At 58.0% G+C, this 13,667-nt stretch carries 12 protein-coding genes; 5 read left to right on the forward strand and 7 right to left on the reverse strand.

The features are described 5' to 3' along the window. Positions 1 to 75 precede the first annotated feature (75 nt). Both MED193_RS19690 and MED193_RS19695 read left to right on the forward strand, forming a co-directional pair. Positions 76 to 960, forward strand: a complete 885-nt coding sequence (locus MED193_RS19690; protein WP_009811538.1) for a PhzF family phenazine biosynthesis protein — start codon at positions 76 to 78, stop codon at positions 958 to 960. A gap of 35 nt (positions 961 to 995) precedes the next feature. After that, positions 996 to 1,880, forward strand: a complete 885-nt coding sequence (locus tag MED193_RS19695; protein ID WP_009811539.1) for a hypothetical protein — start codon at positions 996 to 998, stop codon at positions 1,878 to 1,880. 105 nt (positions 1,881 to 1,985) lie between these two features. Here MED193_RS19695 and MED193_RS19700 read toward each other — a convergent pair whose 3' ends face one another. The 3 genes from MED193_RS19700 to trxB form a co-directional block, all read right to left on the reverse strand. Next, entirely contained in the window at positions 1,986 to 4,061 is a 2,076-nt protein-coding gene (locus tag MED193_RS19700) for a bifunctional sulfate adenylyltransferase/adenylylsulfate kinase (protein ID WP_009811540.1), read from the reverse strand. Positions 4,062 to 4,275: 214 nt separating this feature from the next. Further along, on the reverse strand, positions 4,276 to 5,967 hold the full coding sequence (locus MED193_RS19705; RefSeq protein WP_009811541.1) for an adenylate/guanylate cyclase domain-containing protein: 1,692 nt from the start codon (positions 5,965 to 5,967) through the stop codon (positions 4,276 to 4,278). Positions 5,968 to 6,196: 229 nt separating this feature from the next. Continuing rightward, positions 6,197 to 7,141, reverse strand: coding sequence for a thioredoxin-disulfide reductase (gene trxB / locus MED193_RS19710; protein WP_039966442.1), 945 nt, complete (start codon positions 7,139 to 7,141; stop codon positions 6,197 to 6,199). Positions 7,142 to 7,415: 274 nt separating this feature from the next. Here trxB and MED193_RS19715 point away from each other — a divergent pair, with 274 nt between their 5' ends. Further along, positions 7,416 to 7,916 carry an Lrp/AsnC family transcriptional regulator gene (locus tag MED193_RS19715; protein ID WP_009811543.1) on the forward strand — a complete coding sequence of 167 codons (501 nt, stop codon included), beginning with the start codon at positions 7,416 to 7,418 and terminating at the stop codon, positions 7,914 to 7,916. A gap of 107 nt (positions 7,917 to 8,023) precedes the next feature. Here MED193_RS19715 and MED193_RS19720 read toward each other — a convergent pair whose 3' ends face one another. From MED193_RS19720 to lgt, 4 genes are all read right to left on the reverse strand, one after another. Next, entirely contained in the window at positions 8,024 to 8,806 is a 783-nt protein-coding gene (locus tag MED193_RS19720) for a Hint domain-containing protein (protein WP_039966444.1), read from the reverse strand. A 777-nt stretch (positions 8,807 to 9,583) separates the two neighbouring features. Further along, positions 9,584 to 10,339 carry a peptidoglycan editing factor PgeF gene (pgeF, locus tag MED193_RS19725; protein ID WP_009811546.1) on the reverse strand — a complete coding sequence of 252 codons (756 nt, stop codon included), beginning with the start codon at positions 10,337 to 10,339 and terminating at the stop codon, positions 9,584 to 9,586. After that, positions 10,336 to 11,406 (reverse strand): class I SAM-dependent methyltransferase, encoded by a 1,071-nt coding sequence (locus MED193_RS19730; protein WP_009811547.1) that lies wholly within the window; start codon positions 11,404 to 11,406, stop codon positions 10,336 to 10,338. The genes pgeF and MED193_RS19730 overlap by 4 nt, the downstream gene beginning before the upstream one ends. After that, positions 11,403 to 12,302, reverse strand: coding sequence for a prolipoprotein diacylglyceryl transferase (lgt, locus tag MED193_RS19735; RefSeq protein ID WP_039966445.1), 900 nt, complete (start codon positions 12,300 to 12,302; stop codon positions 11,403 to 11,405). The genes MED193_RS19730 and lgt overlap by 4 nt, the downstream gene beginning before the upstream one ends. 97 nt (positions 12,303 to 12,399) lie before the next feature. Between lgt and MED193_RS19740 the strand changes: the two genes are divergently transcribed. Then, positions 12,400 to 12,642 (forward strand): accessory factor UbiK family protein, encoded by a 243-nt coding sequence (locus tag MED193_RS19740; protein WP_039966446.1) that lies wholly within the window; start codon positions 12,400 to 12,402, stop codon positions 12,640 to 12,642. A 489-nt stretch (positions 12,643 to 13,131) separates the two neighbouring features. After that, positions 13,132 to 13,632 (forward strand): YbjN domain-containing protein, encoded by a 501-nt coding sequence (locus MED193_RS19745; protein WP_009811550.1) that lies wholly within the window; start codon positions 13,132 to 13,134, stop codon positions 13,630 to 13,632. The last annotated feature ends 35 nt before the right edge of the window (positions 13,633 to 13,667 follow it).

Here is a 13,667-nt window from a genome sequence, read left to right on the forward strand (position 1 = left end):
TTTGTGAGTGGTTTCACCTGCGCTCAATCCCGGTTAAGTTCCGTCTATTAAAACCAAGCGGATAGGGCAGGGGTGATGAGTAGATTTGATTTCGACTGGGTTGATGCCTTTTCCGACCGCGCCTTTGGGGGCAATGGCTGTGCGGTGGTGCATGGTGGAGCCCATCTTCCGGTCGAAATATGTACAGCCTATGTACGGGAAACCTCTCTGGTCGAATGTACCTTCACTGGCCCCTCTGAGGTGGCGGACATACGCGTGCGCTATTTTCTGGCCAGCCGCGAGATTCCCTTTGCGGGCCATCCCACGATTGCAACCGTGGCTGCGCTGCGGGATCGCGGTCTGATCGGCGCCGGAGAGATTCGGTTGGAAACTGGCGCCGGTATCGTCCCAGTTACAGTTACGGGCGATCAGATTGAAATGACCCAAATCGCGCCGGAGTTTGGGGCAAAACCGGATCCGGCCTTGGTGGCAGCAGCGATTTCATTGCCGGTGGAAGAGATTTTGGGCGCGCCGCAAAAGGTCTCCACCGGACTACCCTTTTGTGTGACGGTGCTAAAGGATCCGGCTGCCTTGGCTCAGGCGCGTCTTGATCTATCAGCCTTGGCGGAGTTGGGGCGGTCTCTGGGCGCAGATGGCATAGACATGATGGAACCCTTTCTGGTGACCCTGCAGGGGGCTACGGCGCAGGGCGATACCTATTCGCGGCTTTTGATGGCGCCGCCGAGCCCCCCAGAGGATCCGTTTACCGGGTCCGCCACTGGGGCGATGGCCGCCTATCTGTGGCGTCATGGGTTGATGCAAAAGGAAAGCTTTATCGCAGAGCAAGGACATGGCATGGGCCGGCCGGGGATGGCGCGGGTCAGCCGTTTGGGCTCTTGTGACGACCTGCAAGGCATCAAGGTTGCCGGCCAGGGTTTCGTTTTGATGCGGGGCTCGGTTGACCTGCCGGATCAAAACTGATCTCGGACCTCAATGTAAAACGGAAACCTGTGCCGATGACGCTTTCTGAGACCGCAGCCATGACAGAGCCTGCAATTGCGATCATGCCCTATGGCGGCAAGCTAGGGAAAGCTCTGGCAGAACGCCCGCTCTGTGAAATGGAATGGCCGCTGGGCTGCCCTGATCGACTGCTTGGAAAACGCGTCAAAGATATGGCGTCAGAGGATCACCTGATCGTCTATGCCAAGCGGGCCATGCATATTCAGTCCCATCGGTGCTGCCCTGGGCGGATTTCAATGATTGTGGCCGAACCCAAGATCATGTCTGCAGATCATCACCGCATTCTCAGGCTTAGTGCCCGTCGCTTTTTCCGAATCTTTAGCTATGACCCACAGCTCTTGTCGCGTATTCCCAACGGTTTGATGCTGCCCTACGGCACCTCGTGGGTGCCCGAGTGGCAAGAGCTGCACATAAAAAAGACTAAAGACTTGTCGCTCATTGCGTCGGCTAAGAATGACCATCCAGGCCATAAATTGCGCCATCAGATTGTTGCCTCTCTGCAGGCACGGATGCCCGGGGCGCAGATTTTGGGGCGCGGCTACCAGGCCTTTGAGCAAAAGTCAGAAGGGCTTGTCCCCTTCCGCTATTCCGTGGTGATCGAAAACGTGCGGGAGCCAAATTACTTCTCGGAGAAACTGATAGATGCAATCCTCTGCGAGACCGTACCTCTTTATTGGGGCTGTCCCAATATTGAGGATTTCTTTGCAGGGGAGGGGATAATCCTGTGTCGCGATCAGGGTGCGTTTGAGGCTGCGTTAAAACAGATAGGTCCAGAGGACTATGCGCGGCGGCTTCCGGCACTGCGGGGCTTGAAACAGGCGGCGGCGGAACTGGCAGATTTGCCGTTACGCGCCGCGCTTGCGCTGCGCGATAGCCTTTAACGCGGCGCTGGGAGATATAACTACCCTGCGTGCAAGAAAAAGGCCCGCCCTTGGTTAAAGGGGCGGGCCTAAAGTATTGGCAGGGGATTCACCCAAGGAGGTTGATCAGCCTGCGATCAGACCCATGTTTTCGAGCTTGAGCAAAACCTGATGGGCGCAGTTGTCCACATCAACGTTTTCTGTCTCAACGCTCAGCTCAGGATCAACGGGGACATCATAGGGGTCAGAGATCCCGGTGAACTCTTTGATTTTGCCTTCGCGGGCCAGTTTGTACAGGCCTTTGCGGTCGCGGCGTTCGCATTCTTCCAGCGAGGTGGCGACATGCACTTCGACAAAGGCTCCAAAGGCTTCCACGTCTTCGCGTACGGCACGACGGGTGGTTGCATAGGGGGCAATGGGAGCACAGATGGCGATGCCGCCGTTCTTGGTGATCTCAGACGCTACATAGCCGATGCGGCGGATGTTGAGGTCACGGTGCTCTTTCGAAAAGCCCAGCTCGGAAGAGAGGTTTTTGCGCACAATATCGCCATCCAGCAGCGTCACAGGACGGCCGCCCATTTCCATCAGCTTGACCATCAGAGCATTCGCAATGGTGGATTTGCCAGAGCCGGACAGGCCGGTCAGGAAAACGGTGAAACCCTGCTTGGAGCGCGGAGGCTTGGTGCGGCGCAGCTCTTTCACCACCTCGGGGAAGGAGAACCACTCAGGGATCTCCAGGCCCTCGGCCAGGCGGCGGCGCAGCTCTGTGCCGGAAATATTGAGGATCGTGACGTCATCCTTGTCTTCGATCTCGTCGATGGCCTCATATTGTGCGCGCTCGGAGACCCAAACCATGTGTTTGAAGTCGACCATTTCGATACCCATTTCCTCTTCATGGGTGCGGAACAGGTCCTGTGCATCATAGGGGCCGTAGAAGTCTTCACCAGCAGAGTTTTTGCCCGGACCTGCGTGGTCGCGGCCAACGATGAAATGGGTGCAGCCATGGTTTTTACGGATCAGACCATGCCAGACGGCCTCACGGGGGCCGGCCATCCGCATTGCCAGGTTCAACAGGCTCATGGAGGTGGTGGAGGCTGGGTATTTATCCAGTACTGCCTCGTAGCAGCGCACGCGGGTAAAATGATCCACGTCGCCAGGTTTGGTCATGCCGACAACGGGGTGGATCAGCAGGTTAGCCTGGGCTTCACGCGCGGCGCGGAAAGTCAGCTCCTGGTGGGCGCGGTGCAGAGGGTTGCGGGTCTGGAAGGCCACAACCTTGCGCCAGCCCAGTTTGCGGAAGTAGGCGCGCAGCTCGTTTGGGGTGTCGCGGCGGGCGCGGAAATCATAGTGCACAGGCTGCTGGATGCCGGTCACGGGGCCGCCCAGGTAGATCTTGCCTGCCTGGTTGTGCAGGTAGTTCACGGCAGGGTGCGCATCATCATCTGCGCCAAAGACCATTTCGGCCTCGCGGGATTTGTTCGGGGTCCAGCGATCTGTCACGGTCATGGTGGCCAGGATCACGCCTTCCTGGTCACGCAGGGCAATGTCTTCGCCCACTTCCAGTGTGGCGGCGAATTCTTCTGAGACGTCCAGGTTGATGGGCATCGGCCAGAGAGACCCATCAGCCAGGCGCATGTTTTCAACGACGCCGTTGTAATCTTCCTCGTTTAGGAAGCCTTTGAGCGGGTTGAAGCCACCGTTCATCAGCAGTTCAAGGTCGCAGATCTGGCGAGGTGTCAGATCGTGGCTTTTCAGCTCGCCTGCGTCGACTTTCAGCTTTTGTGCGGAGTCATAAGAGACATAAAGCTCGGGGATGGGCGCGAGATTATTCTGCATAGGGTGGGTCCTGTGTTTAATGTGAGGCAAGCCGCTGGCTGTACCAGTGAGTTCCGCATAGAGCGCGTTGTATTCAGCGAGTTTGCGGGAAAGGAATTGATCTGCGAGGCGTCGTTTCTCGGCGCCACCACGTCTGGTCAATGTATAGGTGTAACGCTGTCGTTTGTCTGGGCCGGGGCGGTCGCTAATTGTGATCAGCCCGGCATCTGCTGCCGTGCGCAACTGTGTGTTGAGCCCGCCCAAGGACACACCCAGAGCAGCCGCTGTGGCGCGCTGTGATGCGTCCGGTGCCAGGTCAAGCTGGCGCAGGAGTCGGAAGCGCAGGTCTTCCTCATCTGGGTTGGGTTTGGTGTCGGGCGAGGTCATGGCGATCTTGGTATTATATGTTCACGCGTGAACACATGGCATAAAATGCTGCAGGTGCAAAGGGGGAAAATGTCGAATTCAGGAGCAGAAGGCTTGCGTAGCTAGATTACAACGCCATCTGGTCTGCATTGTAGCGCTCTGGGCTGACGCGGTTCCAGGTGCTCCTGGCTCCTGGGAATGTTGGACCAAAAGTTGCGAAAAATTCGGGACAGCTTTAGGTCACTTTGCCTGTGGCGGCAGGTGCAAAGACCGTTGCCTCAGGATCAGGCTGCGGCGTAAGGAGGTTTTCCAAGGTTGAGGCTTGGGCAACTGGCAGTGCGCTCACGGGGTGGTCGACGCCGCGCAGCGAAAAATCCTGCAACCGCTCCTGTGGGGCAGCCATGCCTGCTGCAAGCACAACCTGGTTGGAGATCAGGAGTTCAACGCCGAGTTCCTTGGTCTTCGCCTCCAGCCGACTGGCTGCATTCACAGCAGAACCAATCAGGGTGCGCGGAGCATTATCGGTGGTGCCAATCTCTCCCAGAACAACGGTCCCAGTGTGCAGCCCCATACCGATCCGAACGGGGTCTTCGCCCTCGGAGGCCAGCATCATGTTAAAGCGGGCCAGTGCTACGCCGATATTGCCAGCAGCAGTGATCCCAGCCATGGCCGAATGTTCGGGGCTGTCCATCTCAAATAGCGCCAGCAACCCATCACCCATGTATTTGTCGACAGTGCCACCTGCTTTGGTGATCTCCGGCACAATGGCGTCAAAAAACCGGTTCAGCAAAAAGACGATATCATAGGGGAGCAAGCCGGCTGATCGCGCGGTAAAGCCCCGAATGTCCAGAAACAGAACCGTAATGGTCTTTTCCACCCCCTGCGCCGAATGAACCTGACGGCGCCCCTTTGGCTGGTAAACGCGCTGGATGCTCAACGATGCGGTTGGCCTGACCTGGCAGGCCAGGCGTACGTTCTCACGGGCTTTGATCGCCTTTAGCGTTCGCGCTTCGGCGCTGCTGGGAGGGGCGAGGTTCTCCAAACCCTTGGTGACTTCGATCCGGCAGGTGGTGCAGCGCCCCTTGCCCCCGCACAGCGAAGTATGGGGGATTCCGTTGAGTTGAGAGATCTCCAGCAGGGTTAGCCCATGTTCGATGGTGATCTGGGTGCCATTCTCATAGCTTATCTGCAGAGATTTTTTCTTGCGGATAAAGCGACGCATGTAGAAGGCGGAGAGGGCAAGGCCAAGCAGGAGCACAAAAGTCCAAAAGGCAATGTCGTAGATTTCAAACAAGCGTGCGAAGACGGTGTTGTCTGGCCAGTTAAAGCTATCGCGGATCACTGGTCCATTGCCGGGGCGGATGAAGATCGACCAGATACGACGGCCTTCTGTCAACAGCCCAGCCAGGGCGAGGGCAGGCACCAGGGTTGCCAGGCCAATCATATAGGGGAGTGCCTGGCGCCACCATGTGGTCAGCCGCAGCCACATATGCAGTCCAATGCAGCCGTGCACCCAGACGACTAGTAACAATAGGTACTGATGCCAGACTTCGGGCGAGTTCCACATCAGCAATATGATCGAAGTCATATCGTCGTCGAGGCCATATACGTTTGACGCATAGCTGGTGAAAACGAGATGCTGGATCAGCTGGAAAGGGATCAAAAGGCCCAAGATCAGCTGCAAGGCTTGCGGCAGGCTCATACGGAGCGTGCGACGGCTGGCCACTTGCCAAAGGGCCAGGGCCATATGAACCAGCAGCGCGGCAAACAGTAGGAATTGGCCAGGCGGGTGACCCGTGAGCAAGCCGCGCAGTTGTTGCACCTGGAACATGACCTCAGGCGAGACGAGCCCCGCAGCGATGTTCATGAAGTGCAAGAAGGCATAACCCATCAGGAACACACCGCTCACGGTGCGGCTGCGTTCCACTAGATCTCCTCGCCAGAGTACATTTGCCACCTGAACGACCCCTCTGGTTGCGCTGGATAAGGGTGTTGGATGTGGCTGTGTAGGTCAAGGGTGTTTCAGGCCGCTACGGCCCGTGCGCAGAACAGAGGCGCAAGATCATCTGGCGGTGATTAGGTTTTTGGCCGACCACAATGTGCTGAGGTCGACCAAGTTGGTTCAGGGGCAGAGTATGGCCGCGCCAAAGGCTGGCTTAGTCGTCTTGCTCCGCCAAAAAGCGTTCTGCATCCAGTGCCGCCATGCACCCCATACCGGCCGAGGTCACGGCCTGGCGGTATTTGTGGTCGGTTAGATCGCCTGCGGCAAAGACACCTGGTACTGAGGTCTCCGTCGTGCCGGGCTTGACCGAAACATAGCCGCCATTGTGCAGCTCCAGGGTGTCCTTGACCAATTCATTTGCAGGCGCATGGCCGATAGCAACAAAAACACCCTTGCACGGGATATCGGTGATCTCTCCGGTCTCCACATGTTTGACCTTGATACCTTCAACACCCAGCGGGCTGTCGGTGCCGTAGACTTCTTCCAGCTCATGGAACCACAGGGGCTCGATCTTTGGGTTTTTGAACAGGCGGTCTTGCAGGATTTTTTCCGAGCGCAGCTCGTCGCGGCGATGGACGAGCGTGACCTTGGAGGCAAAGTTGGTCAAAAACAGCGCTTCTTCCACAGCGGTATTGCCGCCGCCGATGACAACGATCTCTTGGCCACGATAGAAGAACCCATCGCAGGTGGCGCAGGCGGACACACCAAAGCCCTTGAACTTTTCTTCTGTTTCCAGTCCCAGCCATTTGGCGCGCGCGCCCGTGGCCAGGATGACCGCATCCGCCGTATAGGTGGTGCCGCTATCCCCCTTGCCCACAAAGGGGCGTTTGGTGGTGTCCAGCGAGGTGATGATATCGCCGATGATTTCGCAGCCCATGGTTTTGGCATGTTCCTGCATACGGATCATGAGGTCCGGACCCTGAACCTCGGTATCGCCGGGCCAGTTTTCCACCTCGGTTGTGGTGGTCAGTTGACCGCCGGGCTCGATGCCCTGAACCAGAACCGGTTCCAGCATGGCGCGGGCGGCATAGACCCCGGCAGTGTAGCCCGCCGGGCCGGAGCCAATGATCAGAACCTTGGTGTGGCGCGTGTCGCTCATCTCGTATCCCCAAATCTGCAAGTGATGCTGCATATGGCGGCTGTGGCCACCGTCAGGGCTTGCATATAGCGGTCCGGCGGCGCCTCTTAAACCCCTCTTGATGGGCCAAGGGCCGGGAAGCGCGACTCAGCAGGTCACGCTTTTGCGATTGTCCGCCCTGTCTGATTTGGTGCTTGTATCTGGCAGGAGCAAAGATTATTTCGCGGTTGTGAAATAATATTGCGCGGCCTGGCGGTGGTGCTATAAGAAACGAAAATCGACAGGAGCTTTCACCATGGTCACAACCCGTCTTGATCCGATTGATCGCAAGATACTGTCGGAATTGCAGGCCGATGGGCGCATGACCAATGTTGAGCTGGCCAAACGGGTTGGCATTTCTGCGCCGCCCTGTCTGCGCCGGGTACGCGCCCTGGAAGAGGCCGGTCTGATTGGCGGCTATCATGCCGAAGTCAACGCCCGCGAACTGGGCTTTGAGGTGCAGGTCTTTGCCATGGTTGGGCTGGAGAGCCAGGCCGAGGCGGAGCTGTCGGCCTTTGAAGAGCAATGCCGCAGTTGGCCCTTGGTGCGGGAATGCCATATGCTGAACGGTGAGGTGGATTTCATTTTGAAATGCGTCTCGCCGGATCTCAGTACATTTCAGAGCTTTCTGACCGGCGCGCTTTTGACCACGCCCAATGTGGCCAGCGTCAAGACATCACTGGTGATCCGCGGCGCCAAGGATGAGCCCGGAGTGCCCTTTGATGTTCTGGAAGAGCGCCTGCAGCGCGAAGCTTGACGTGAGGGCACTGAACGCAAAACCGCAGCGACAGCCTTGCGACCGTCTGTTTTTTGCAAGCTGGCCCCTGGTGGCAGGGGCGAATTGCGGGCCTGCCGGACTGCCTGTCAACCGCGCAGTATGCTGTCAGCCGTGGTGGGAGCACGCTCATAGGCCAAGGGGCCAAAACCGCTCAGCGAATCCACATGGCTAAAGAGATTGAAGTAGAGCGTCTTGATTGCATAGCTCACCAGCTTGAGCGCCTCGGGGCCGGGGTGATAGGTCTCAAACTCCAAGCCGCCAACATTTATCACCGCATGCTTTGGCAGACATAGGTGGAACAGGTCCACGACAGTGGGTGGCGCGGTTTCGAAGATGTTCATTCCGTCCTGGAATTCTTCTACGAGGGTGAGAAGTTGTGGCGTGTCCGCCGCGATCTGCATATGCGGCGGCATCCGCAACAGCCGCGCCGATGGTCCGGCCACGACGCAGGAGGTGGGCTTTTGCAGCCCCAGGCTATCTGCCATAAAGCTGGTGAGCCGGTGGGCGCGGCCTTTGGCATCACTGCGGGAGGGCACCAGGCTGGTGGTGCCCTTCCAGACGAGCGGCTGGCAGCCCCCGCCCTGGGTGATGATCTCATCTCCCGGCAGCAGGTCTTCCACGGCGATCGGCCCAGCGGTGGTTTCCACCAGCGACCCCCGTGTGAAGGCACAAAATGCATCCTCAAAGATTGGCAGGGCAGGGGCGATGTGGCGGGTCTCTGCAATGCCCCCATTGGGCAGTAAGCTGCAGACCTCATAGCGGCGTAGTTGCGGTTTACTGGCCTGACGCAGCGCAGCAGGGTCTTGCAGCAAGGCGCTGGTTTCGGTGGCCTTGGCAGCGGCTTGTTGCAGGGAATGCGGGAGTGTCATCGGCTCAAGACCTTTCTTGCAAAACACATCACAACAGAGGCTCCCCCGGGCAGAGAAGGGGAGGGAAACGAGGGCCATGAATAGCCAGGTGATAGAGTTTTGTTTTGCATCGTTTGAATATGCACGAGAGTGCCTTGTCGGTTATGTCTCAACGGGTCAGAAAATACTGCGCGCAGGCGATCTGGTGTTGGGTTCCGTAAAGACTGTGGCGGTTATTGACTAAAAAAGGGTCACCGCAATTGGGCGGCCATGCAGGCGTGCGATAGCATCAGTGGTCAGAACAGGGGGCAGACGAGACAGTGATTGAAACCGTCTGAGCTTGAGTGTTCGGCTGTCTGGCCAAATAAAGCCCAGGCCCTAGGCGCGTTTCAGACGCTCTGGCGCAGCTGGGGAGGGTTGCGGCGTTCGACGCTGAACCACATGTGCCGCGCGGATGGCGCCACGGCACCAAGGCATCTGCGTAGTCTCTGATTTTGCAGTCGAAATAACTGATTTCAAAAAACGATCTCTGGCCTTCATTGTGCCTCTCCTACCTGGGACGAGCGATGTTTCCTTGGCTCTGTTGGTCCCATTTATCGGTAATCATTGCGCCCTCAATGTGGCCCGTAGGTGGTATTCTTTGGCAGCATGAGTTGTGGCCAGCACCGAGGTCAGGGGGGGCTCGGGAAGGCCTAAGTCCCTGGATTTAATAAAATTGTAAGAATTTTTCAGCGGCATCGCCGCCAAATTGGATCGGGATTTAGGCAAAAAGCGCGCAGGGCTGCCCAAATTTTCGCGTCATAGGGCGATGCAGGATATTAACCTTCCGTAGTCCGCTTCCCCTGCGTGGGTGGTGCGGCGATAGGAGTAGAACAGCTCTTCATCGCTATAGGTGCAGTGGCGTGTCCATTCTGCCTGGCCGATGCCCGCCTGCCGCAGCAGGTGCAGCCCAAGACCCGGCAGGTCAAATTGATAGCGCCCGTCCTGGCCGGTCGCAAAGAAATGGCTATGGTCCGGGTCTTTTTGCAAGAAATCTGCATAGAACTCGGGGCCAACTTCATAGGCAGACTGCGAGATGGAGGGGCCGATAACAGCGGAGGTGTTGGCGCGATCTGCGCCTAGATCCTCCATCGCCTCCAAAGTCGCCTCTAGCACCCCTTCCAATGCGCCGCGCCAGCCAGCATGGGCCGCGCCAATAACGCCGGCTTGGGCATCGGCAAAGAGTACCGGCTGGCAATCTGCTGTCAGAATACCCAGGGCGACTCCGGGTGTGTTTGTCACCATGGCATCTGCGCGGGGGCGTTCTGATGTTGGGCCTGTGATGACCGCAACATCGGGCGAATGGATCTGATGCACCCCAACCAGCGCGGCTGGGGCCACATTCATGGCCTCTGCCACGCGCGCACGATTGAGCGTTACGGCCTCTTTTTGGTCGCTGGAGCCGACACCGCAGTTCAACCCCTTGAAAATTCCGGATGAGGCGCCGCCTCGACGGGTAAAGAACCCGTGATGTACGCTGTCCAGCAGCTCAGAGGTGAGTATTTCCAGCGTCATGCATTTAATCCTGGTGGCGGGGCGATATCTGCAGGGGTGAGACCCAGCACTTTGAACAGGTTTCCCATTTCGGATGGATGCGTCAACCGCCGATGTGCGGCAATCAAGCTCTCCAGAGCCTCCCCTTCCAGCCCTGCTGCCAGATTGCGCGCACGATCGGTGATGCCAAGTCGTTCGAGAAACACGCCCTGAGGCGTGACTTTGCTATGGGCGCAGCCTGCTCCCGCTGCGACAGAGCAGAGCACCTCGAAATCCACATGCGCCGTTAGATCGGCCTCACCTGGCGTTTCCAGCGGTTCAACGGGCGTATGGGATTTCAGAGCCTGTAGCGTGTCCCCCAGAGAGCGCCAGTCGCCATAATCGACAATCAGCGCCGCTCCGCCGTGGCTGGCGATGCGCTGGGCAAGGCTCGACAGGATCGGCGCCGCCCCAGGGCTTAGCTCAACCAGATCACCGTCCGTCGTGTCGCGCAGGCGATGTTCAAGCGCGGGTTGCGGCGCCGCTGGTCCCAATCCAAAGCCCAGCCCGCCGTCCACCAAGCCGATCCGCTTTTCTCGCCAGCCATCGCCATCTCGGACAAACTGCCGGATGGGCAGGGCGTCAAAAAATTCGTTGGCCACCAGAAACAATGGCTGTTGTGGCAAGGCATCTGCGGTATCGACCCATGTGGCATCATAGCGGGCCAGCGCCTTGGCCTGTTGCTCTTGCAGGTTGGGAGAGGCCTCAACCAGATAAAGCTGTAGCGCGGTGTGAAAGCCAGGAACGCCGCGGGTGGCGCGCAGCAAATCTGCCATCAGTGTGCCCCGCCCAGGTCCGAGCTCTGCCAGTGTAAAAGTATCGGGAGCGCCTTGATTCAGCCAGCTCTGGGCGAGAGACAGGCCGAGAAGTTCCCCAAACATCTGGCTGATCTCTGGCGCGGTGGTGAAATCGCCTTGGGTGCCAAAGGGACTACGGGTGGTATAATAACCGTGTTCGGGATGCAGCAGGCATTCGGCCATAAAATCCGCCAGGCTGATGGGGCCGTCGCTGCTTATCCGGGCGAGCAATTGATCTGTAAGGGGGCTCATGCGGCTGGATCCAAGTCGGGTTTGCGGCGCAGGGCAAAATAGAGCCCCAGCGCGATCATTGGCAGGGACAGGATCTGCCCCATTGTCAGCCCGTATCCGGCGGTCTCCCAGGCCAGGCCTAGGGGATTGCCCGGGGTGACAAATTGGGCGTCTGGTTGGCGGAAAAACTCGACTGTAAAACGCGCCAATCCATATCCAGCCAGGAATACGCCAAGGTTCAGGCCGGGGCGCAGGAAGCTCTGACGTCGCCAGGTCAGCCAGATAAGCGCGGCGCCTAGGATCAGACCTTCCATGGCCGCTTCATATAGCTGCGAGGGATGGCGGGCGCAGATTTGCCCCAGAGCTTGTCCGCAGTCCTGTGCCGCGGCTCCCGGAAAGGCAACGCCCCAGGGCAGATTGGTGGGACGCCCCCATAGTTCTGCGTTGATGAAGTTTGCCAGGCGACCCAGCATCAAGCCCGCAGGCACAGTATAGGCCACCAGATCAGCCATCTGGAGTTTGGAAATCCCGTGGCGGCTGGCATAGGCCCAGGAGGCGACAATCACCCCAAGCAAGCCACCATGAAAGGCCATGCCGCCCTGCCAGATCCGCAGGATCTCACTGGGATGGGACAGGTAGTAATCGGGCTGGTAGAACAGCACAAATCCCAGGCGACCGCCGAGAATCACCCCCAGAATAATCCAGGTCAGCAGGTCTTCGACCTGTTCGGGGCGCATTGGCACCCTTTGACCAGGCCAAAGCATCGGAGATTTCAACGCCGCAATGGCCAGCCGCCAGGCGATGACGATGCCAGCGATATAGGCTAGGGCGTACCAACGCAGGGCAAACTCCATACCAAACAGGGAAATCGAGAAAATCTCGGGCGAAATTTCGGGGAATGGGATCATGGCTCGCATGTGGTCCTGAATGCCTTTGCTCTCGAATGGAAGTCAACGGCTTGTCCGCGACCCTTTGCGGCCCCATATAGGGGGTAAGAGTGATACGGAGAAGATGATGCAGAGCCGAAACAAGATCATGGACGACATTTCGCAGTTGATGACCAATGCGATGGGCGTGGCCCAGGGCGCTAAGGACGAAGCGGAAACCGCGATGAAGAGCCTGATGGATCGCTGGTTGGCAGACCGGGATTTTGTCACCCGCGAAGAATTTGACGCTGTACGGGCGATGGCCCAGAAGGCGCGGGAAGAGAATGAAGCCCTGAAGGCCCGGCTAGATTCGCTTGAGGCCAAGGGCTGATATCATTGCGGGCCGCGCCAGGGCTGGTCATTTGCTGGTCTGCCCGGGCGCCTGGGCGGGCATGATCCAAAATTTGGCCGTATGGGCAGTCTTTCGCTTTGAGCAGGGATGCCTACGGCGGGTATGTTTCTAGAAAGATGAAGTCAGGGCTGTGCTCGGGCCTCAGGCGGAGGTTCGGCCCATGAAGTCCTTGGACTGTTTTCATTGGGCTCCTCTCGACCTTGCGTTGCAATATCTGCCGGGTTTTGCGATCGGAGCGGCGGTTTTTCCAAATTGGTTAAGTCTCGCGCAAATGCGCCGATATCTTGAGGTGAATAGTTATTCGTCCACAACTTATTGAAGATATCCCCAAATAAGGGCTTGCCAGTTTCTAGCCCCCTTGCCACCATATCTAGTATGGAGGCGGGGATGCTCCCCGGTCCCTTGACCAGAAACCTAGCTGTAGGGGGCTATATTGGCCCGAGCGGCTAGAGACCTGAGAGGTGAGACATGGCCCTTTCCGAATTTCATTTGGACGACGATATTCACCCCATTGACATCGTTGAAAATCTGGCAGCCCACCACGACTGGGATTTTGATCGCATTGGTGATGATCAGATTGCCATGGCCGTAGAAGGCCAATGGCGGACCTATTCCCTGACGCTGGCTTGGTCGGCTTATGAGGAAACGCTGCGACTGGTTTGCAGCTATGAGATGGAACCGCCTGAGGTCAAGATCCCTCAGCTCTATGAGCTGATCAACCTGATGAATGATCAGTGCTGGGCGGGGGGGTTTACCTACTGGGCCGACCACAAGGTTATGCTCTACCGCTATGGGTTGGTTTTGGCCGGTGGGCAGTCTGCCAGCCCACAACAGGTTGACGCCATGATCCACGCGGCAGTGAGCAATTGCGAACGCTATTACCCGGCTATTCAACTGACGACCTGGGCGGAAAGATCCCCCAGCGAGGCGATTGGGGTCGCAATTGCAGAGGCATATGGTCGGGCGTAAGCCTATGCATTGATATGGAAACACCTGAGAGAGGC

Source organism: Roseobacter sp. MED193, assembly GCF_000152965.1.
In the GTDB taxonomy this organism is placed as follows: Bacteria; Pseudomonadota; Alphaproteobacteria; order Rhodobacterales; family Rhodobacteraceae; genus Pseudophaeobacter.